The following is a 20,393-nucleotide window of genomic DNA, read 5'->3' as shown; positions in this document are numbered from 1 at the left end:
AACATGCCAAACCAGATCCTGATGGAATCGTCATCCTTCACCGAAACGCAACCGACGCCCCGACCTTACACCGTCGTTGGGAATATGCTTCGACGTATCGCTAGACTCTCGATCGACCGAAGTTGGGTCTTGATGATCGCGATGTTAGCGATGATGGCTGTTATCAGTCCGTGCAGAGCCCAGTCGATCGATCAAGTGCTGGAGGAGATTGGCGTGACGGGCTCGATCCTGGACGCCCCCCCGTTCGATGTCATCGTGGTGACGGCCGAACATGGAGGTAAGAGCGTCCAAGTAAATTTGCTTGACCTACCTGACCGGAAAGTCCCTAGCTCTCCAAAGCCTACGGAGAAGCTCCGTTGCGTCTTGAACTTGTTTCCCGGTCGCCTGTACGAGATTCAATGGAAAGACATCTCAAAGATTGTCCTTTGGGAAGAGCTGGTACTCGACCGCGCCAAGAAGTTGCTTGCCAATAAAGATTACTCCGAAGCCTTTGAGCATCTGGTTTACTTGCGCGATAACTATCCGCAGTCGTCGAATGTCCAAGCGTTGCATCAGGAGTTTCTCTTTTCCTCCGCGAGAGACATGGCGGCCTCGGGCGACCTCCCCCACACTCTCGCAGCCTTGGAAGAACTACAGCGGCGATTTCCGAATTTCCGAACCGAAGATGTGCAGACAGCTATTTCATCGGTCGCTTCGAAATTGATCGATGACCTATTTTCCCGAAACGAACTCGGGGTGGCTCGCTCCATGATCCTACGCTTGGACAAGCAATACCCTGGAAAGCTTCCAGTGGTCGAGAAAGCGAAGTCTCGCTTTCAGGAGTTAGCCGAGACCTATCGCACGCGCGCGACGGAATTTCGCCAGGCAGGGGACTACGGCCGTGCGCGGCAAGCTGCCGTTAGGATGCTTGAGATCGAACCAGAGTTGGAGGGAGGCAAAGACTTTCTCAATGAACTCATCAAAGAATTCCCGCTCGTGCGAGTCGGCGTTTTCCAGCGAGCATCGAAGCCAGACACCGCCGCGTTGGCAGATTGGCCTGCGTTCCGTCTCGGCCAGCTAACATCGACCCCGGTTTTCTCATTCCGAAATACGGGCCCCGAGGGGGGGATCTATCAATTCAGCTACGGCAACGCAATTTACAGCGATGATCGGATGCAGTTAGACCTTACCCTGCAGAATGTCGATAGCGCGACGGTCCCTGATAGCCTGTTCTTGTCGCAAGCCCTTTTGCAGAGAGCGAACGTTCGCCACCCGCTCTACGTTCCGGGCTGGGCTTCTATCTTCGAGTCCGTCTCGGTTTTGGGACCGGAGAGATTGAGAATTCGATTGCGACAACCTCACGTTTTGCCCCAAGCCATGATGCAGTGGCAGTTACCGAACCAAGGTGAACAAAGCTTCGTCCGCGCTAGCTACCAATTGAAAGCGGAGGAAGATGAACGAAAGCGATTTGAGTGGACAGGGGAATCGGTCGCAGCCGATTTTCAACCGAGAGAAATTCAAGAGGTCTATTACGAAGATCCAAAGCAAGCGATCAACGATCTCTTAAAAGGCGAACTCGAATTTATAGATCGTCTCTTTCCTGCAGACGCTCGCAGGCTGGGTGGTTATCGATATATCAAGACCGAACCGTACGCACTGCCCATGGTGCACATGTTGGTTCCTAAAGGAAAGGGACCGTTCTTCGAAGATCGCGAATTTCGTCGTGCTTTGCTATACGCCATCAATCGATCCGCTATTTTGAGCGACGAAATTTTGGGAGGGAACCCGAGCCCAGTCGACCGGCTTATTTCGGGTCCTTTCCCCGCAGGTGCAAGCGAGACCGATGCTCTTGCTTACGCATACAATCTCTCCGTCGAGGAACCTGCCTACGATCCGCGGACGGCAACGGTATTGGTGATGTTGTCGCAAGCGAATCAAGCATCGCGAGCTGCCAAGCGAAAAGAGCCCGCACCCAAGCTACCTGTTATCCGATTGGGTGTCCCAAACTTTGAAGCCGCCCGTGTGGCGGGACAAGCGATCTTGCAAGCATGGAAGATCATCGGGGTCGATGGAAAGTTAGTGGTCTACGACGAGCTTCCGAAGATGGAGGACGATTCAATCGATATTCTCTACATGTCCGCGGCATTGTGGGAACCCGTCACGGATGCGGAGCGACTGTTCGGAGTGGGTGGTCCAGCCGAAACAAATAATCAATACATCGTTCAAGCGCTCGGGAAACTCAATGCAGCTAGGAATTGGCGCGAGGTCCGGGAGGGATGTCAAGATTTACATGCCCTCGTCGCTGCCCATCTTCCCGTCCTCCCGCTTTGGCAGGTGAGTGAGACGTTCGCGTACAGGACCGAAATCCAAGGAGTTGCGAAACGACCGATCGGACTCTACCAGGACGTTCAAAAATGGAGGATCCAAGTCCGATGATCCCAATTCGAAGTCTATGGCTGGCGTCCATCGCGATGCTAGTCTTTTCGTGGAGTGCGCACGGACAGGGTAATGTGTGGGAGTTCGCTCCCTATCGCGTCAATGTTTGGGTAAGTCTCTCCCCTAGTTTGCAGCTCGATCAAGACGCCGAGAAAGACCTCTATCAGCAAATCCAAAAGCGATGCGAAGCGGACTTTGGTGGCACTTGGAATATCCGCGTTCAATCGACTCCCGACTCTTTGTACGGTTCGGTCCTCTACCGAATCGACGAGCTAACGGTCAATCAAGTCCTGGCCAGGGAGATGACGCTGGTCGTCGGGAAGTCGGATGCAGCCAAAGCAAAATTCCTTGAATTGAATCCTCCCCCTCCTCCCATGAAACTCACTGCGGAGGAAGAGGCGAAGCGGCTGAAGATGACGAAGGAGCAGATCAAGGAACTGGAGGACGCCGCCGCGCGGGCTGCGAGCCTCCTGAGCGTGAGAACATTTGAATCCGCAGTCGAGCGAATCAACGCCTTCCATGTTCTGCCCCTTCCGTTTGCGGGTCTCAAACGTGAAGTTGGTCCTTTTGAAGCCGACGAGAAGTGGAAGAAGTTTTCAGACAAACTGCAATCCTTTTCGGGTGATTTGGAGTCGCTAAAGCAAGCCTTGGAAGAAGGGGAAATTGTCGCAGCGTTGGTACCAAAAACGGAGCTTGCTGCTGTTCGAGATGTCTCTCGATCCATTCCGGCTCGATTGCCATGGCAGCCCGAGGCGTTGCTCAGAGACTATGACAAGATCTACATGGTGGCGATCGATTTGGTCGATGGCGCTTACCGCGTTCGGACAAAGGAAATGGACTCGTTGGTCCGGCGCATGGGTGATCTCGGAACGGAAAAAGTGCTACGGCCCCAGGACCTTGGCGGAAGCATTGCGAGACTGCTGCGATCGAGTTTCACTCCCATGGTTCGGATCGAGGAAACCGATAACTTCAGCGCCACGATGCGCGTGCGTGCAGCGGGCCTCATCACCGGAGAGTCCCATCCCGCTCAGATTGGGCTGGGAGATGTCGTCATTCCGTTCATTCGGCGAGACGATATGAACGGCAATCCGACTGTGCTTCAATCGCTGCCGTTTACTTTTATTGCGGCGACCGAAAAGATCGATAAGACGTCCCTCTACTACGGCGCGATCTTCGCGGCTAGTCGCGGCGCGTTGACGGCTGCAAAGAATCGGCGAACGCAAAGACTGGGGCTCAAAGTGACCACCCAATACCCGGCATCCGAGCTTCATTTGAAGTTCAGGCCACCGTTTGGAATGCCACAAAACGTTGCACCAAGGTCGGTTCCGGGAGCCGAAGTGTACTTGCGAACTCCGGGGAGCGATGACCTTCGAATGGTGGGTAGAACCGATTGGCGTGGGGTACTCCCCTTGACGGAAATGGCCCCGCCTAAGATCCGGTACGAGATTCCTACAAATAGTCGCAACCCAGGAATCTCCGAAGCGCGAAAGATCATTACAGAGAGCGTCCCTCCTCCCGATTATCCGAAACCCGAAGTGACCGACGCAACGATCGCGATCGATGAGAGTGCACCGAAAGCTCCGCCGAAGCCGCCGAAGCCGCCGAAGGGAGAGGTACAGATCAATGTCCCACTTTACTTGTACTACGTAAAAAACGGCGACACGCTTCTGGCCCGATTGCCTATTGTCACGGGGTACTATCCGTTCGATGAAGCCAAACTGCCCGACGATCGCAGGCGTTTGGAAACGGAAGCTTTTCTAAAGGGTCTTCAAAACGAAGTTCTCGACTTGGTCGTGCGACGCAAGATTTTGGAGTCACGCGTCAATTCGAAGCTCAAAGAAGGCAAGCTTTCGGAAGCGCAAGCCATCCTCGAAGATCTCAAACGGATCAAGAACTACGAGCGAATGTCGGAGCAGATCGAGTCCGTTCAGAGACGCGCGACCGATGAATCGCGAGGTCGCGTCGGTCCCGTTTTGCAGAAGAAAATTGATGAAATGGTCGATTCGACTCGAAAGATTATGCAGCAGTGGCTCCAGGATGATTTGCTGCGAGATCTCGAAAACAAAGTGAACGAGGCAAAGTAATGAAGACCGTTCTCGACGTCGGAAACTGCAATCCCGACCACGCATCGATCCATTCGATGCTTTCCTCCCGATACGATGTCCAAGTCCTGCGGGCCGACGCGCTCGAAGATACCTTGGAAATCCTCAAAAAAGGGGGAGTCGATTTGGTGCTCATCAACCGCAAACTGGATATCGACTACTCCGACGGCGTAGCGATTCTCAAGGTAATCAAGGCGGATCCCCACCTTTCAACCATTCCAGTGATGATCATCACAAACTATCCGGAACATCAGGAAGCCGCCGTGGCACTGGGTGCCGAATATGGGTTTGGCAAGCTACAATATCAAGAAGTGGGCACGCATGAACGCTTGTCTCGTTTTCTTGATCGCAAATAGCAGAATATGACTAAGAAGCCTGATGTCGACGAAGTAGAGCTCGCTCGACAAATCCTACGCGCGGTTGGACTCCGAAGCACGCCGGCTCGCATTGCGGTCCTATCGGCCTTGCGCAAGGCAACGAAACCTCAAACTCACGCCGAGCTCTCCGACTTGCTCGTCCCCCAAGGATTCGACAAAGCGACCGTGTTCCGAAACCTAACGGACCTCACCGACGCGGAGTTGGTAAGCCGCACGGAACTGGGGGACCACGTCTGGCGATTCGAGATTCGCGATCCCGAACACGATCGCAGCAGCCACCCACACTTCGTATGTGTTGAGTGTGGAATTGTCTCCTGCCTGGAAGGCATCTCGGTGCCGGATGAGAAGGTTCGAAAATCGCACAACATCTCTCGAGTCACCGAGATCTTAGTAAAAGGACATTGCTCGGTCTGCGAGCCCTCCGCAGGCCGCTAACCGCTTAAACCGTCCCCACTTCGGGATGCACCCAAGGTGCTCGGTAGGCACGGCGCAACATCTGATTGGCGGCCTCGTCTCCCACGATTTTGCCCTGCAAAGGGTCCCAAGTCAAAGAGCGTCCAAGCTCCAAAGACATATTCGCCAGGATGCACGAAGCCGTGGAGATATGCCCCTGTTCAATATCAGCGACCGGCTTCGAGCGCTCTTGGATCGATTTCAAGAAATCAAGCATATGCACGCGAATAGCCGGTGCAACATGTTGTTCTAAATCTTTCTCGGTTCGATCCTCGGGGTATTGATCCAGTTCCATCACCACATCGCGATGGACTGGTTTTTGTCTTCGATCCCTAGGGATAAAGTCGAATTTCTGGACGCTCATTTTGAGCGTTCCTTTTTCGCCATAAAGCGTAGCTCCCCATGGATATTCGGGGTCGGGGGCATCCCCCCAAGTGCGATGGTTCCAAACCACGTTCAATTCTGGAAACTCGAACGTCGCGGTTTGCGTGTCTGGAATATTGGCTTTGGAATTCTTGTCGACAAAGATTCCTCCTTGCGACGAGACTCGCGTCGGCCAACCCAATCCCAGTTGCCATCGAACGAGATCGAGCATGTGGATGCACATATCCCCGACGATTCCGTTGCCATATTCTTTGAAGGCTCGCCAGCGGCGTGGGTGGCAAAGGTTATTGTAGGGGCGCATCGGCGCGGGCCCGGTCCACATTTCGTAATCCAATTGGGAGGGCGGCATCTCATCAGGTGGGTTTTCTTTCGCTCGCATATGGTAGTAGCAGTAGACTTCCGCATGCGAGACTTTCCCAAGAAGTCCGGCGTCAACGATGTCCCGTTTCGCCTCCATCAAGTGCGGGGTGCTGCGGCGTTGCGTTCCGACTTGAACCACACGATTGTATTTGCGCGCGGCGGCCAGCATCGCTTCCCCCTCGACAATATCGACGCTGATCGGTTTTTGAACGTAAACATCCACACCGGATTTCAAAGCCTCGATGGTTGGAAGCGCATGCCAATGGTCGGGGGTTGCGATCAAGACAATATCGAGATCCTTTTCCGCCAACATTTTCCTGTAATCTGAAAAGGTTCTCGGCGCTTTTCCTTTTTGCTTTTGTGAAACCATTTCGGATGCGTCCGAGAGCATCTTGCTATCGACGTCACACAGGGACACCACTTCGACAGGAGCGACCTGCATCAATCGAAACAAATCGCATTTGCCGTACCAGCCGGTCCCGATCAGGCCAACTCGTTTGCTCTTGCTATCCAATAGATTCGCCAACGTTTCGCGGTGTTGGGTAAGTGCAATGGATCCCGCAGCCGCTCCTGCTAGAAAATGCCTTCTGTCCATCGTGATGTTTCCTGTGAGAGGTAAAGGTTGAAGTGATGGGTCGATGAAGTCGAAGCCAAGACCGCGGTCTCTATTTGGAGTCGAGTCGCTTGACTCGAATGTTTCGATAAAGGGCTTCCGTAGGTGGACCGGAGTGAATCTGCAGTCCGATGATACCTTCCTTGGCGATCTTGGCATCTTCTTCGAGATACGACACGGTTGGGTTGCCATTGAGGCCGAGTTCGATGCGATTCCCAATCGCCTTGATACTCAGTTCATTCCAATCGTTCGGTTTGACCCATTGCTTGAGTTTGTCGTCGCTCACCTCTGCCAGCATCTTGTTCCGGCGCGATTCGTCGTACAAACACCCCCAAACATTGCGGTTCCAAGCCCTCCCGACGTCGCATTGGTATCCGCTCACTTCGGTGTTATTCGGGATTCGTGCCGTGCGGAATTGCACGCCGGCGTTGTCACCTTGCCCGCGTAGCTTCACTTCTAGCTTCAGCTCAAAATCGCCGAACTTTTCTTTGGTACACAAGAACTCATTGTGTGGGATTTTCTTATCCAATGCCCCGGCAACGATCGCTCCCTCCTCGATGCGAAACCAATCTTGGTTTCCTTCCCATCCCGATAGGGATTTGCCATCGAATAGCCATTCGAATCCTTCTTCCAGTTGAACCTTTGCAGGGACGCTCGCAGTTTCTTGAGAATGGGTTGCCGCAGGTGTTGCAAAGGGAATACAAACCGTCGCAACGGTAGCCAGGAGAGTTAGCTTTTTCATCGGTTTCATGGGGAAGGGTAAAAAAGGAATGGGGTAGACCGTGCCCGAGAATCGTGTTCATTGTAGCATAGGGCAGGCCTCAGTTTCGTTCGACAAACCCAATCACAGCTACATGGAAACACCGTCGCTTCCTCGCTCAACATCCATCATTCTCGCTTCGCGTCTGGTCGCAATTCTTCGATTGTCTGATCTGCGGAATGCTCTTCCCCTCGTCGAGTCCCTTCTTTTGGGAGGTGTGCGGGGCTTGGAGTTTACTCTCACCAATCCCGATTCTCCCCGCGTCGTATCGGAGTGTCTGAAGCATTTTGCCGAGCTTTCGAATGGGAACGCAACCATCGGACTTGGATCGGTACGCAACCTCGACGAAGCAAAATGCGCGGTTGACTGCGGAGCGCAGTTTGTTGTGTCGCCCATTACCGATGTCCGCGTGATGGAGTACTGTCATCGCGCTCGCATTCCAACTTGCCCCGGGGCATACACCCCGACGGAAATCGCTCTGGCGACCGAGGCGGGTGCAGACATTGTCAAAGTTTTTCCCGCGAGGAATCTTGGTCCCGATTACATTCGCGACGTCTTGGCCCCCATGCCCTATCTACGACTGATGCCGACAGGGGGAATCGATTTGCAAAACGTCTCGCAATACTTTCGATCCGGGGCCGTGGCGGTGGGAGTGGGGGGGCAATTCCTGAATCCAGTTTGGATTCAGGATAAAAACTGGGCAAGCATTCGAGCGGCCGCGAGTCAGTTCGCTGCCGCATGCTTGCCCGCGACACCGTCAAGTTGAGACTAGTGCATCGGCTTTTGGGATTCGCGGAGTCGTTCCAAGTCGTGGTCCACCATGATCTGCGCTAGCTCAGCAAGGGTTGTTGACGGGGTCCAACCTAGAACACGCTGCGCCTTGCTCGCATCGCCGAGAAGGGACTGGGGATCGGCAGGGCGATTGAATCGGGGATCCAACCGGTAGTAATTCCTCCAGTCGAGTCCAACATGTTCAAAAGCCAACTCCAAGAATTCCTTGACGCTATGCGTGGTTCCTGTCGCCAAAACGAAGTCATCCGCAACGGGTTGCTGTAGCATCCTCCACATCGCTTCGACAAACTCCTTGGCATATCCCCAGTCCCGTTCGGAGTCAATGTTCCCCATCAACAACTCCTGCTGCATCCCAAGCTTGATGCGGGCAGCGGCGAGCGAAATTTTCTTGGTTACGAAATTTTCAGCTCGACGAGGGCTTTCATGGTTGTAGCAAATGGCGTTGCAGAAGAATAAACCGTGGGCCTCTCGGTAGATTCTCACCATCTGGGTTGCGAACGCTTTGGCGCATCCATAGGGGGAGGTCGGATTCATGGGAGTCTCTTCGTTTTGAGGGACCACCATTGGACTCCCAAAAATCTCGCGACTGCTCGCGTGCAAAAACCGAGGCGGCTTGTCCTGGTCGCGCAAGATCTCCATGATGCGAAGTGTCCCAATTGCGGTTAGTTCGCACGTGCTTTCAGGGATATCGAAACTCAATCCAACGTGCGATTGCCCCGCCAAGTGGTAAAACTCGTCCGGCTGCGCCTTGCTAACAATTCTGCGAATCGATGTTGCGTCCGAGAGGTCCGCATAATGCAAATGCAGTCGTTTGCCGTAAATGGCAGGATCGTTGTATTGTTTGGACAATCGGGGGCGATCCAGAGAACTACTGCGCCGAACAATGCCGTGCACCGTATATCCCTTTTCCAACAGTAGTTCGCAGAGATACGAACCGTCTTGTCCTGTAATACCGGAGATGATGGCTCGCATGCTACGACGAAGCTTTCGAAACCCAAACGACAGGCTGTGGCTCTAGCTCGGGCGCAACAGGCGACCCCGAGTCCTTGCGGCCGCTTCCTTCCAAGCGGCTGACAATGCGCACCTCCATATCCTGATCACAAAGAATTTGGCAGCTCAATCGACAGCCCGATAACCCGCGTGCCGCGAGGATGTCCTTCTCCGCTTGCGTCATCTTTTCGGGCTCGCCGGATACGAACTCGACGCGGCAGGTCGTGCAGCGTGCTTTTCCGCCGCACGCGTGCAATTGATCGACTCCTTGGTCTCGTATGGCTTGTACCAATCGCGTGCCCTCTGCGACCTCAAAGCTTCCAATACCTTCCAAAGTTAGTTTCGGCATCGTTCTCTCGTTGATGATGGGTTGAAGGATCCAGATGTAAAACAGTTCAAAACGTTGACATTACGCGCTCGTCCAGTTCGCAAGGGGCGTGGCAATGCCGTTTTCGTCGACTTGCCATGGTACCCAAGCAATGGCGAGGAGTTTAATCTTGGTATCACCTTTGCGAATAGGAATCTCGACCGATTCCAAAATCAAATTCTCGGGGGAGTACTGCGCAACGACCTCGTCGATCGCACTTTTCGCATCTGCCTCGAGAGCCTCTTTCGCAGCCATTAGCTCTTCTAGAGTTTCTTCCGCTCGCATGACGTCGCCTTGCTGAGCCGTCGCCCTTCCGATGCTTTTCACCGCAGAAGCGGCCTTCGTCACATTGGTCCTGCCGGAGCGTTTTCGACCAAACAAGGCTCCGAGCAAGGAGGAACCGACCTCGAAATAGCCCTCTAATTTTTTCGACTGTGCCTCTTGCTTCTCGCGTTCCAATCGCTGTTGGGCCGTGAGGAGGCGGGCCTGAAGTGCACGAATCTTGTCCGCAAACTTATCTCGCAGTTTCTCGACTGCGTCGTCTCGCGCCTCCCTGGTCGCCACCGCTAATGCGATTCGGGCCTCCGACTCCGAAATTCCTGGACCGACGGTTTTCTTCACCGCTTTGCAATGGTACACCACATATTGCTGATGCCGGAAGAGATAGTCTCGGAAAGATTTATCCCACTTTGCCAAGTTCTTTGCATTCGTGAAGGAAGCGGGCAACTCTGCGAACGCAATACCCTCGTCGGGTTGTCGCCGAAGCTGGATACTTCCTGGAACAACAGGCTGCACCGATTCCCAATTATCCAGACTTCCTGATTCCATCCCGTCCGATTCTAGACTAGGTGCTAACCACTGCAAATCTTCCCAGCCATCGATGTTCGAGGAGGCTCGAACGTAGTGAACGCTGCAGTCGACGTAGAAGGCGGGTCGGTAAACCAACTTGCTCCCCGCTTTGGGAATAATGGTCATGTCAAGAAATCGTTCTTCAATCGGAGGTGGGACGATCGGTCGCCCTCCTGATCGATCGACGATCGATCTCTTCGGTGATTCGGTTTGCAACGGCGGTCCTTCGAGCTGCGTGGTCCCTCTCGCTCGCTTTCGCGATTGCATCAAGCTCGATATTTGGTCCCGCGAAAGCGGCCCTCGCAGGAAGGACAAAGCCCATCTCGTTTGGAAAACAGTAGGGGTGTCATCATGCACGTTGTTCATCAAAAAAACGCGGTTACCGAGCGACGAAAGGGCCCTTTCCATTTCTCCTCGATCGAAGGCGCCTCCCTGCTGGGCAGAGGCTCCCTCGAGACCGTCCAATACGCGGTCCTTGTCCCGTTGTGTCTGCAACCGCCCCAGGAACCAAGTCCCCATGTTGGCGAGACCTTTGTAATCGAGGTCCACAGGATTCTGGGTAGCAAGAACGATTCCCAATCCAAAGGCTCGCGCTTGTTTGAGCAGCGTAAGCATCGGTGGTTTCGATGGCGGCTTCGCAGACGGGGGGAAGTATCCGAAAACCTCGTCCATGTAGAAGATTGCCCGCAGAGAACTGGTGCCTGGTTGGGCTCGCATCCACGATAGCAACTCACCCAAGAGAATCGTCACAAAGAACATTCTTTCGGGATCACTTAGATGGGCGATCGAAAGTATAGAGACCCTTGGGGTCCCGTCTTTGCGATACAACAAGTCGCGGATGTCCAGCGTTTCTCCTTTTAACCAACCAGCGAATGCAGGAGACGCGAGCAGATTATTGAGGCTCATCGCTAGCTTCGTACGATCGGAGGTTGGAAAAAAAGTCTCCAGGTCCATCACGCCGATACGAGACAACGGGGGGGATTGAATGTTGCGGATCAAGTCCTCGATCGAAAGATCGGTTCCTTTTCGCCACGCATGATCCAGTATGTTCGAAAGCAAAATATGCTCCCGGCTGCTCAACGGGTCAGCCTCGACTCCCATCAATGCCAACAACGCGGAGGCCGACGACGTGAGTTTCTCCCGATAGGTCTCCTCATCCTGAAGCAGTTCCTCTCCAGGAGCATCGAAGCTCTTGAGGACGGTCAGGGGAACACCGATTTCACTGCCCGGCGTGTAGATGGTGATGTCGGACTTATCGTGAAACGTTTTCAATCGCGTTAAAGGCTGGTCCCATTCCTGCAGACCTTTCCGCCATCGTTCCGCTGTCGATTGGGCAATCTCCTCGAGACGCTTGTTCTGACGAGTTGATTCGGACGGATCGATCCAAGGCTCAAAATCTTTCGATTCCAACTCAGGAAAGGAGAGCAGAAGATTTCCCAAATCTCCCTTGGGATCGATGCAGATCACAGGAATCCCATCCAAGATCGCCTCTTCGAGCAAGCTCAAACAGAGGCCCGTCTTCCCACTGCCCGTCATTCCCACACATAACGCGTGAGTAACAAGGTCGCGAGAATCGTAGTTCAGGTATTCGGGCAACAGCGAGCGGGTCGACAAATCGAACTTTTTACCCAGATAAAAAAGTCCAAGCTTCTCGTAATCGGCGATCGATGGCATGGGAGACCCTGCGGACGAAGTGCGGCACTCAACAATGTCGCCATTGTAATGGCGTCATTGTAATGACAAAGAGAATCGCAAGGGGCTCAGCGAGATCTCGCATTTTGCGAGGAATAGACCTCGTGAAGCCGACTCGGTTGATCGGACGGCAGTTGAGATCGACAGCCCCATTGCGTTAGGCAGATGCTAACCAACGCGAGCCATACCAAAGCGGAGGAGCCGGTCCGTGCCTTGGGAGAATTCCGTCGCAAAGAGATCATCTCGTTGAACCTACTCCTGCGACTAGCGGCGGATGTTTAGCAACTCATCGAACAACTGCTGCGTAGCAGTGATGACCCGCGCGTTGCTTCGATACTGGGTACTTGCCAAAACCAGGGTGACCAAGTCGCCACCGACATCGGTATTGGAAAGCTCCAATGCCCCCGCAGAAATGGTCCCAAGTCCGTTTTCCGCCGGTCCACCTTCGATAGGCAAACCTGTGTTGATGCCTTGAGCGAACAAGTTCTGCCCTCGCTGCTCCAAGCCTCCTGGGTTGGAGAATCGAGCCAAGCGAATTTGGCCCAAGTCGCGTGAGATCCCGTTGCTGAAAACGCCCCGGATAATCCCATCTTCCCCGATGACGTAACTGGTGAGCACACCGGGAGGCGAGCCGTCTTGACGCGAGGCTGCGAGCGAAGCCTTGTCCGCAGCGAGACCGCTCAATGCGGTGAAGTCCAACGAAAACTGGAGAGGCTTTGTGCTCGGAAGCCCCGTTCGATCGACAGCCACCACGTTATTGGATGCCGAGATGAAATTGCCATTCCCATCGAAATAGATAAGCCCTGTGCCGACCGAGATGTCCGCTGAGCCTCGTTCGATATTGTCAGCGCTATCGGCGTACCATCGATACACCGTTTGTTGATCGGTTCTCGACTCCATGGTCGCCGTCAATCGCATTCGCACAGGGAGACCGAGCGAGTCGTAGGCGATAAAGTCAGTAACAGCGCTCTGCCCCGTCGCTTCCTGAGCCGTCCCAAACCCGAGATTGGGAGTCGTGACAGTGCCATTTGCATCGCGCAATCGGAAGCTCGTTAGGTCGATCGTCACACCGTTATCCACGCCGGTGTTGCTCACGAACCGAAGGGCACCATTGGAGATGTACGCATTCGGCTGAATCGTCCCCCCTTCACCCGGTATCTGGTTGAGCGATGACAAGATAGGATTGGTCGAGTCGCCGCTATCGCTGACGATGCCCAAGGAATCCTTCATGAAGCCGAGCAAGTCTTGGACGGTCGACGTGTTAGTAACAGTGAAGGTCTTGGTTTCCAGCAATCGATCGCCTTTCCGCGCCGAGAACGACAGCTCACCTGGAATAAAGGGATTGCTGTAATCCAAACCATCGCGAGTGATCACGTTCACCAACAATGTATTGCTGTCGATGGCCGGTCCATCCAAGTTTACTTTTTGGTTCCCCGGTAATGCGAGATTGCTAATCTCCGCGTCCGTCTTGCTATCGGTATACGATGCCCCAGGAGGAACAGTATCCACCAGATAAAAACTGTTGGGGTCGTTCGTCAGATTGCGATAGATACGGATTTCGTCATACGCCGGATATCCACCTTCGGCAGGTGGCGCCGGAGGGGTAGGAAAATTCGAAAGGAAAACGCGACCATTGACGACACTCTGCGGTCCTAGCAGTGGCGAAGGGCGTGACTCGGGCTCACCCGCTTTGTAATAGGTCACCATGTAGGTATAGTTCCCCGTCAATCCATTGTTGTCGAGGGGAGTCGCCGAAGAAGACGGATCGGTATCTACGAACGATCCACCTGCTGCCGCTGTGCCCGCCAGGAAGAAATCGCTGCCCCCCGGAGCGGTTCGATAGACGCGCACTTGGGAGTACTGACTATTCGCCGGCGGAAGATTGTTCAGGGTGATGGTGTTGTCAGCCGAAGTGTTTCCGCCCGGTACCGTAACGGTGAGCGGCTCACTCGCCATACTTTCTGTTCCATGCGCATCGAGATAGGTGAATCGATATTGATACACATCTCCTTCGACATGCGATCCGCCTCCCCCTTCGGTATGCGCGATGGTCACGCTCGTATTGAACGGAGCCGCAGCGCTCTGCACATTCACCGCCGAGCCGGAAGGGCGTGGGATGCTGTTATTACCAAGAATCGTGCTTTGGACGATTTTCGATGTCGTCGCGACATCCCCCTTGGCAGTCAACGTACCTTGCAAATTCACGGTGCCAGTCGCCTTGGCAACCGCCTCGGTTCCAATGGGAATCGAAAGGGGAACGAGCTGGGTAGACCGGAGGTTGAATTGATCGTCGACTCCGTAGCCTAACAATCGATTACCTGTCGAGGTCACCAACTCGTTGGAACTATTGAGTCGAAAGATTCCGTTTCGTGTGTAGAGCTTCTCGCCCTGACCGCCTTGCACTTGGAAGAAGCCGTCCCCTTGGATAGCCAAATCCGAGGGAGAGGAGCTGATCTCGACCGTCCCTTGTTTGAAATTCTGATTGATCGCGGCGACTTGCACGCCAAGCCCTGTCTGGCGAGGATTCGTCCCACCATTTCCATCGGTCGGTGAAGCACCGAGCGACAGGGTCTGAAGGAACTGGTTAGCGAATACGACATCCGATGATTTGAAACCAACGGTTTGGGAATTAGCCAAGTTATTGCCGAGCACATCAATCTGTGTCTCAGCCGCATTCATTCCGGTCAGTGCGGTGCTTAATGAAGATGCCAAGCCCATTTGCTAGCCAACTCCTCGTTGAATGGCGAATCCGTCCGCGAGCAGTTGGCTTGAATGACTCGTTGCCGAAACTACTCCTCTAAGTCGATCTCTCGAACGTTCTTCATATCGACAATTTGGTTGCCGACGTGCACCTGTACCGTCCGCTTGTTTCGATCTTTTTCGTCAATCTTCACCGAAACGCTCGAAACCTCCCCGCTTACCTCAGCTCCCTCAACATCCAAACCCGTCACCTTTTTCCCAATCAAACTGCTGGCGGTCGTCAGCTCCTGGGTATTTCCGAAGGACGTCAGGGTAGAGACCAGACGATCATTCGAGCTGATACTTCGCAGCTGCCCGATCTGCTCGAGAAGTGCAGCGTTATCGGTCGGATTGAGCGGATCCTGGTTTTGCAACTCGGTGATCATCAAATTGAGAAAGGTGTCCATATCGACATCGTTAAGCCCGTTCCCGTTTGGAGAATTAGAAGCCGACGACCCGGTTGCTCCTGAAGTACCACCTACGCGCGACATGTTCTGTTCCTTCCTGGATTTCTCTTAATTGCTGGGAAGACCTTGCTCTTCCCCTATCGGCTGGTTCGCTCGCCACCCTCGTCGTTGAAAGTCGAAGGGGAGCGTTGTCCAACACCGGATGAAGCGGCCGACTTAAAATAGCTCGCGGCATCGATTCATCGAAAGCCCAATATGAACCTGCGGTTCGCCCCAAAAGGGCATTGGATCGAGGCTGCCGGTCGATCATAATGCTGGCTCACTCCAACCGATCCCTCCCACCTACCATGAGGACTCTAATGTCTCGCTCTTATCGAACTTCTCCACGTCTATCGACAGCATGTCGCGCCATTTTGATCGGTGCCCTGTCGATGGCACCGACCGCTGCAACCCCTTCGCTCTTGTTCGCCCAAGAAGCGAGCAGAACCGCCAGCCCTGCCTCGACAGCCGCGAATCAGTTCTTGGCATCTCTCTCGGCGAACGAAAAGAAACTAGCTCAAATTCCCTTCCAAGACCCGCGCCGCTTGGAATGGCACTTTGTTCCCATGGAGACCCGAAAGGGACTTCCACTTCGCGAAATGAGCGATGAGCAAGCCAAATTAGCCCTCGCCGTTTTGAAGAGTGTCATGAGCGATGCGGGCTTCAAGCGTGCTACGAACATTATGAGCTATGAAGCGATCTTGTTGGAACTCGAGGGCCCAGCCGCCGCGAAGCGCCGCGACTACAAGAAGTACTACATCGCGATTTACGGTGAACCGACCGATCGATCGGAGTGGGGTCTGAGCGTCGAGGGTCACCACCTGTCGTTAAACTTCACCATGGATCGTGGTGTGATTGTCGACTCCACCCCTCAATTCTATGGACTGAACCCAGCGAAGCTCCCAAAGAGCTTCTCCGTTCCCAGTTTGAATCCGCTCGGAGGTAAGAATTCCTTCCAGGAGGGAGGGCGGTTGCTCGCGACCGAAGAAGATGCGGGAATTGCTTTGATGGCGAGCCTTAATGACGCCCAAAAATCGAAGGCCGTGTTCAACAGCAAATGCCCTGAAGAAATCCTTTGGCCTGGCGACGCGCAGCCCAAGCCCAGCGCATCGGTAGGTATCCCAGCCTCGGAGATGGATGTTGATCAGAAAAAGCTGCTCATGACCCTTCTCGAAACGTTCTTAGCGACGATGCCGAAGGAGGTCGTTCTCTCACGCATGAATCAAATCACAGCAGCAGGTCTCGACAATATCCACTTTGGATGGGCTGGAACCGAGGATCTCTCAGGCCAGCACTATTTCCGATTGCAAGGCCCCACGTTCATCGCTGAATTCTGCAATTACCAAGCGGACTCGGCCGGCAACAACGCCAACCACATTCATAGTGTATGGCGAGATCTCACGGGCGATTTCAATCTCCCGGTTGTTGCAGCGACTTCGAAGTAGTCTTTTCCTGTTCGAGGCACTTTCTCCTGAAAGAGGAGTTGAGTTCCACGCGACGTACACTCCAATAGGCACTCCAGCGGTTCGGCCGCTGGGTGCGCTGGGTTCCGAGTACGTTCACCCTATCGAGTTGATTTATGATCAATACGCTTTTCCTGCCTGAACTGCGAGAGATGCTTCTCGACAATCAGAAGCAGGGATTGCAGGAATTCTGTGTGGCGCTGCACCCAGCCAGGACCGCAGAGTTCATGGAGGGATTGGAGAACAGCGAGTTATGGCAAGTTCTTCAGCATGCGGCACCGTCGCTGCAGTCGGAGATCTTCCATTACTTCGACTGGGACCGCAAAGTGAAGCTGCTCGCTTCCCAAGACGTCAAACAAGTCGCGACGTTGATTACGTCCCTCCCCGCCGACGACGCCGTTGACCTTCTACAAGTGCTGGATGAAAACCGGGTCGATCAGATCCTTGCTCTCGTCCCCGCTGCCGACCGTCGCGATATCCGACGGCTTCAAACGTTCGCAGAGGGAACCGCCGGCGCGTTGATGACTACCGAAGTGGCTTGCCTCTCCGAAAATCTCACACTCAAGGAAGCGATGGAGGAGCTGAGCCGGCAAGCCGAACATTTAGAAACGATCCATTACATCTATGTCACCGATGACACCAACCACCTTCGAGGTGTCGTCAGCACGCGATCGCTCGTTTCGGCGATCGGTCGTCCTGATAAGAAGCTTGGTGACTTGATGAAAAAAGATTTGGTAACCGCCAATGTTCGAGACGATCAAGAAGTAGTCGCGCAAAAGGTGGCTCACTACAACTTGATGGCGTTGCCTGTTGTGGATGATGAATACCACATGATGGGCATTATCACCCATGACGATATTATCGACGTCGTTCGAGAAGAGGCCACCGAGGATGTGCAGCGTATTGCCGCCGTGGAGCCGCTCGAGGACTCCTACATGCGAACGCCTGTTTCGACTCTCTCGTGGAAGCGAGGCATCTGGCTCACAATTTTGTTCGTCGCAGGATTGATCACCGCATTTCTGCTACAGACCTACAATGCCGAGCTCGAAAAACATGCTTGGCTCGTGCTCTTTATCCCCCTCATCATCAGCAGCGGAGGAAACACCGGCAGCCAATCCTCCACCCTGGTCATCACCGCATTGGCCGTGAAAGAGATTCATCAGCGAGATTGGTTCCGCATCATTCGTCGCGAAGCCGTGATGGGACTAGTTCTAGGTGGGTTCTTGGGAAGCATTGGATTTCTGTGCGCGCTTCTCATGGCACCGACACCCCTGTCTGCTTGCGTGATTCCGATCACGGTCCTCTTGGTCGTGCTTTGCGGAGCTTGTACCGGGAGCATGCTCCCGCTTTGCTTCCAGCGATTAGGCCTCGACCCTGCGTTGATGAGCAACCCATTCGTCGCGGGCATCAGCGACATCCTGGGATTGCTCATTTATGTCAATGTTTCCATCCTACTTCTCGGATAGCGATCGACCGGTCTGCAAAAGCGATTCTCGCGTCGACAGCCCTATTCGAGAATTTCGATGATGAGATGATGATCGACGGGCACGACACTGCGTGCAACCGCTTCAGCGAGCGGCTTGCGAATCGCTTCGGTTTCCGCAACGACTTGATCAAAATCCTTGTTAGCCAATTCGCTGTGAAAATCTTTCTTGATTTGCTGCGTTTCGTACGTCTGCTTCGCCAAAACAGCCGCATCGACAGCAGCGAAGGCGCTATCAAAAGGGGTTTCGGCGAATCGCTTTGCTAGATTGATTCCTGCTGCCGATTCCGCTCCATTCGATTCAATGGATTGCCCACCCCAGGAGAGTCGAATCTTCTTCGTTGGCTCGACACCTTGAATGAAGAGCGTGAGGCGATTGAGTCGATCGTGGAAAGGTACCAAGTCCATCCCTGCTCGAATCGAATTGTCATCGTCCGTCGCACCGGAAGCACAGTAAGGATATTGCGTGCTCTCAATCTCCAGCCGTTTTCCATCGAATGCGACAACCTTATGAGCACCTTTTGCTGTCGCCGTCTGGCTAGTCATATCGACGTGAAACTCACCGATATTACCGTCAACGCCCATCGCGTTGAGAAATGCGTAGGCCATGATGGTTTGCCCCGCCCAGCCTGGGTGAATACCATCTTTACCAGCGACAGCGAACTCCTCGCTCGACTTACCTAGTCGCTTCGGAGCAAGAATCTGTTGTTGAAACATGGGCCAAAAGATATCCGCAAAAGGAGTCTTCTCCGCTTGCGCAACGTCCATCGCGATGTCTCGAAGAGCACATAGATGCAAGTTATGTTCTTGGAGTGTTCCCGATTTCGATCCAACCCATGCAGCAATCTTTCCGGAGCAACCTGGCGATCCGACGACAACCCGCGTACCAGCGGTCTTGAATTTCTGAACGATATCGGAATAGTGGTCGCGATACCATCGACCATTGGTTACGTCGAAGGGTCGATATCGAGCGTCGTTCATGCCGTAACAAATCGTAGCGACAGTTGGATGAAAAGTTAAACAATCGCGATCCATGCGACGCAGAAAGCCATCGGTTTTTTCTCCGCTCCATCCCAATTGCCGAACGGTTATCTTCATCTCTGGCATGCACGCCGTGAGATAGTTTTCAATCATGCGCGAATACATTTTTTGTTCGGTGATAGAATCCCCGACGATGGCAAGCCTGTCGCCTGGCTTCAGAAACAATCCGCTCGGAATCGGAGCCTTAGCCGGATGGAAGGGTGCGAACTCGACCGCCTCGGGCTTGTTTTCATATTCATAAACCCGCTTGGTTACTCCCCGCTCGATTCGCTCTTGTCCCAAAGCGGGGAGAACCACTCCGCATGCAAGGCCTGTGAAAAGGCCTGTGATGGTCGCGAGAGACAACAAGGAATTCCAAGGGGAGAATGAGCAACGATGAGCTAGAAGTCTGGAGTGCATGCGAGTCAGTCTGTTATCGAGAGGTGAGGAACCCTTATTAATCGGCTCATTGAATATAGCCTTTCCGGATCCAAACCATGAGAGAGCTCTCAAGATGGAATTATATAATTCAAAAAAATCGAGAATTGCCTTTTGATAATTTGGACAAAGGAACTAAAGAAACTATACTACTGACAGCCCGCTTTCCCACGCTACTACTCATTTTTAGGAATACGACATTGAAAAAAGGGACAAAGAATAGCGGCGAAAACAAGTCACAGCTTATTCGCGACTACGCTGCTGCCAATCCTGGCCTAGGACCAACCCAGATTGCCAACGCACTCAAAGAGCAGGGAATCGATGCCTACCCAGCCTTGGTCATTCAAGCGCTTCGAAAGACCACTGGGGCAAAATCCGCCAAGCCGAAGACTGCCAAGGCGAAGGCCGTCAAGAAGCGAGGTCGACCTGCCAAGGCAAAGACCGCTAAAGCAACGGGCAAGGCTTCTTCTACCACTACCGACTACTCCATCCTGAAGGATACCGCGGAGTTTGTGAAGAAGTGCGGCAGCCCAGAACAAGCGATCGAGTCGATCAAGGTCTTCAAGCATATCGCTTCGCTCCTCAACGGTTAATTTCGTTGCCTTGCAAAATCCACGCCGCGAACTCTTTTTCGAGTTCGCGGTTTTTTT

Annotated in this window: 16 protein-coding genes; 8 read left to right on the top strand and 8 right to left on the bottom strand. The window is 53.7% G+C overall.

The window, feature by feature from the left end; translation table 11 throughout:
- Nucleotides 1-3 precede the first annotated feature (3 nt).
- From SH467x_RS19210 to SH467x_RS19195, 4 genes are read left to right on the top strand one after another with little or no spacing between them, the layout of a single operon-like run.
- Complete coding sequence (locus tag SH467x_RS19210) at nucleotides 4-2,415, top strand: ABC transporter substrate-binding protein (RefSeq protein ID WP_482368707.1); 2,412 nt, start codon at nucleotides 4-6, stop codon at nucleotides 2,413-2,415.
- The gene (locus SH467x_RS19205) at nucleotides 2,412-4,499 is read left to right on the top strand and encodes a hypothetical protein (protein WP_482368706.1); all 2,088 of its coding nucleotides are present in this window, start codon (nucleotides 2,412-2,414) and stop codon (nucleotides 4,497-4,499) included. Before SH467x_RS19210 ends, SH467x_RS19205 begins: the two co-directional genes overlap by 4 nt.
- On the top strand, nucleotides 4,499-4,873 hold the full coding sequence (locus SH467x_RS19200) for a response regulator (RefSeq protein ID WP_482368705.1): 375 nt from the start codon (nucleotides 4,499-4,501) through the stop codon (nucleotides 4,871-4,873). Before SH467x_RS19205 ends, SH467x_RS19200 begins: the two co-directional genes overlap by 1 nt.
- A gap of 6 nt (nucleotides 4,874-4,879) precedes the next feature.
- Nucleotides 4,880-5,329, top strand: a complete 450-nt coding sequence (locus SH467x_RS19195; protein ID WP_482368704.1) for a Fur family transcriptional regulator — start codon at nucleotides 4,880-4,882, stop codon at nucleotides 5,327-5,329.
- Between the two features lie 4 nt (nucleotides 5,330-5,333).
- Here the strand turns inward: SH467x_RS19195 and SH467x_RS19190 are convergent, their stop codons facing one another.
- The gene (locus tag SH467x_RS19190; RefSeq protein WP_482368703.1) at nucleotides 5,334-6,686 is read right to left on the bottom strand and encodes a Gfo/Idh/MocA family protein; all 1,353 of its coding nucleotides are present in this window, start codon (nucleotides 6,684-6,686) and stop codon (nucleotides 5,334-5,336) included.
- 70 nt (nucleotides 6,687-6,756) lie between these two features.
- Nucleotides 6,757-7,446, bottom strand: a complete 690-nt coding sequence (locus SH467x_RS19185) for a 3-keto-disaccharide hydrolase (protein WP_482368702.1) — start codon at nucleotides 7,444-7,446, stop codon at nucleotides 6,757-6,759.
- A gap of 112 nt (nucleotides 7,447-7,558) precedes the next feature.
- Between SH467x_RS19185 and SH467x_RS19180 the strand changes: the two genes are divergently transcribed.
- Nucleotides 7,559-8,230: a bifunctional 4-hydroxy-2-oxoglutarate aldolase/2-dehydro-3-deoxy-phosphogluconate aldolase gene (locus SH467x_RS19180; protein ID WP_482368701.1), complete on the top strand. Its 672-nt coding sequence runs from the start codon at nucleotides 7,559-7,561 to the stop codon at nucleotides 8,228-8,230.
- Between the two features lie 2 nt (nucleotides 8,231-8,232).
- Here SH467x_RS19180 and SH467x_RS19175 read toward each other — a convergent pair whose 3' ends face one another.
- The 5 genes from SH467x_RS19175 to SH467x_RS19155 form a co-directional block, all read right to left on the bottom strand.
- Nucleotides 8,233-9,228, bottom strand: a complete 996-nt coding sequence (locus SH467x_RS19175; protein WP_482368700.1) for a GDP-mannose 4,6-dehydratase — start codon at nucleotides 9,226-9,228, stop codon at nucleotides 8,233-8,235.
- Nucleotide 9,229: 1 nt separating this feature from the next.
- A complete protein-coding gene (locus SH467x_RS19170) occupies nucleotides 9,230-9,595 on the bottom strand; it encodes a 2Fe-2S iron-sulfur cluster-binding protein (protein WP_482368699.1) in 366 nt (121 codons plus the stop codon).
- 60 nt (nucleotides 9,596-9,655) lie between these two features.
- Entirely contained in the window at nucleotides 9,656-12,136 is a 2,481-nt protein-coding gene (locus SH467x_RS19165) for a helicase HerA domain-containing protein (RefSeq protein ID WP_482368698.1), read from the bottom strand.
- A 282-nt stretch (nucleotides 12,137-12,418) separates the two neighbouring features.
- On the bottom strand, nucleotides 12,419-14,872 hold the full coding sequence (locus SH467x_RS19160; RefSeq protein ID WP_482368697.1) for a flagellar hook-basal body complex protein: 2,454 nt from the start codon (nucleotides 14,870-14,872) through the stop codon (nucleotides 12,419-12,421).
- Nucleotides 14,873-14,943: 71 nt separating this feature from the next.
- A complete protein-coding gene (locus SH467x_RS19155) occupies nucleotides 14,944-15,384 on the bottom strand; it encodes a flagellar hook assembly protein FlgD (RefSeq protein ID WP_482368696.1) in 441 nt (146 codons plus the stop codon).
- Between the two features lie 275 nt (nucleotides 15,385-15,659).
- Between SH467x_RS19155 and SH467x_RS19150 the strand changes: the two genes are divergently transcribed.
- Together SH467x_RS19150 and mgtE are read left to right on the top strand one after the other, a co-directional pair.
- A complete protein-coding gene (locus SH467x_RS19150) occupies nucleotides 15,660-16,784 on the top strand; it encodes a DUF3500 domain-containing protein (RefSeq protein ID WP_482368695.1) in 1,125 nt (374 codons plus the stop codon).
- 134 nt (nucleotides 16,785-16,918) lie between these two features.
- Nucleotides 16,919-18,268: a magnesium transporter gene (gene mgtE, locus SH467x_RS19145; RefSeq protein ID WP_482368694.1), complete on the top strand. Its 1,350-nt coding sequence runs from the start codon at nucleotides 16,919-16,921 to the stop codon at nucleotides 18,266-18,268.
- A gap of 41 nt (nucleotides 18,269-18,309) precedes the next feature.
- On the opposite strand, the gene SH467x_RS19140 is transcribed toward mgtE, so the two are convergent.
- Entirely contained in the window at nucleotides 18,310-19,671 is a 1,362-nt protein-coding gene (locus SH467x_RS19140) for an SGNH/GDSL hydrolase family protein (protein ID WP_482368693.1), read from the bottom strand.
- Nucleotides 19,672-19,943: 272 nt separating this feature from the next.
- On the opposite strand from SH467x_RS19140, the gene SH467x_RS19135 reads away from it, so the two are divergent.
- A complete protein-coding gene (locus tag SH467x_RS19135) occupies nucleotides 19,944-20,336 on the top strand; it encodes a hypothetical protein (RefSeq protein WP_482368692.1) in 393 nt (130 codons plus the stop codon).
- Nucleotides 20,337-20,393 lie beyond the last annotated feature (57 nt).

The sequence above is a fragment of the Brakhagea slesvicensis genome (genome assembly GCF_052161625.1).
In the GTDB taxonomy this organism is placed as follows: Bacteria; Planctomycetota; Planctomycetia; order Pirellulales; family Pirellulaceae; genus JBKCUI01.
Note: the sequence above shows the minus strand (reverse complement) of the source record. Positions and strands in the feature narration are given on the sequence as shown.

What these genes read in the sequence shown, in the direction of transcription:
- SH467x_RS19150 (WP_482368695.1), top strand. Translation starts at nt 15,660, where the DNA reads ATGTCTCGCTCTTATCGAACTTCTCCACGTCTATCGACAGCATGTCGC.
- SH467x_RS19160 (WP_482368697.1), bottom strand. Translation starts at nt 14,872, where the DNA reads ATGGGCTTGGCATCTTCATTAAGCACCGCACTGACCGGAATGAATGCG.
- SH467x_RS19185 (WP_482368702.1), bottom strand. Translation starts at nt 7,446, where the DNA reads ATGAAAAAGCTAACTCTCCTGGCTACCGTTGCGACGGTTTGTATTCCC.
- SH467x_RS19175 (WP_482368700.1), bottom strand. Translation starts at nt 9,228, where the DNA reads ATGCGAGCCATCATCTCCGGTATTACAGGACAAGACGGTTCGTATCTC.
- SH467x_RS19165 (WP_482368698.1), bottom strand. Translation starts at nt 12,136, where the DNA reads ATGCCATCGATCGCCGATTACGAGAAGCTTGGACTTTTTTATCTGGGT.
- SH467x_RS19180 (WP_482368701.1), top strand. Translation starts at nt 7,559, where the DNA reads ATGGAAACACCGTCGCTTCCTCGCTCAACATCCATCATTCTCGCTTCG.
- SH467x_RS19195 (WP_482368704.1), top strand. Translation starts at nt 4,880, where the DNA reads ATGACTAAGAAGCCTGATGTCGACGAAGTAGAGCTCGCTCGACAAATC.
- SH467x_RS19155 (WP_482368696.1), bottom strand. Translation starts at nt 15,384, where the DNA reads ATGTCGCGCGTAGGTGGTACTTCAGGAGCAACCGGGTCGTCGGCTTCT.
- mgtE (WP_482368694.1), top strand. Translation starts at nt 16,919, where the DNA reads ATGATCAATACGCTTTTCCTGCCTGAACTGCGAGAGATGCTTCTCGAC.
- SH467x_RS19205 (WP_482368706.1), top strand. Translation starts at nt 2,412, where the DNA reads ATGATCCCAATTCGAAGTCTATGGCTGGCGTCCATCGCGATGCTAGTC.
- SH467x_RS19190 (WP_482368703.1), bottom strand. Translation starts at nt 6,686, where the DNA reads ATGGACAGAAGGCATTTTCTAGCAGGAGCGGCTGCGGGATCCATTGCA.
- SH467x_RS19210 (WP_482368707.1), top strand. Translation starts at nt 4, where the DNA reads ATGCCAAACCAGATCCTGATGGAATCGTCATCCTTCACCGAAACGCAA.
- SH467x_RS19200 (WP_482368705.1), top strand. Translation starts at nt 4,499, where the DNA reads ATGAAGACCGTTCTCGACGTCGGAAACTGCAATCCCGACCACGCATCG.
- SH467x_RS19170 (WP_482368699.1), bottom strand. Translation starts at nt 9,595, where the DNA reads ATGCCGAAACTAACTTTGGAAGGTATTGGAAGCTTTGAGGTCGCAGAG.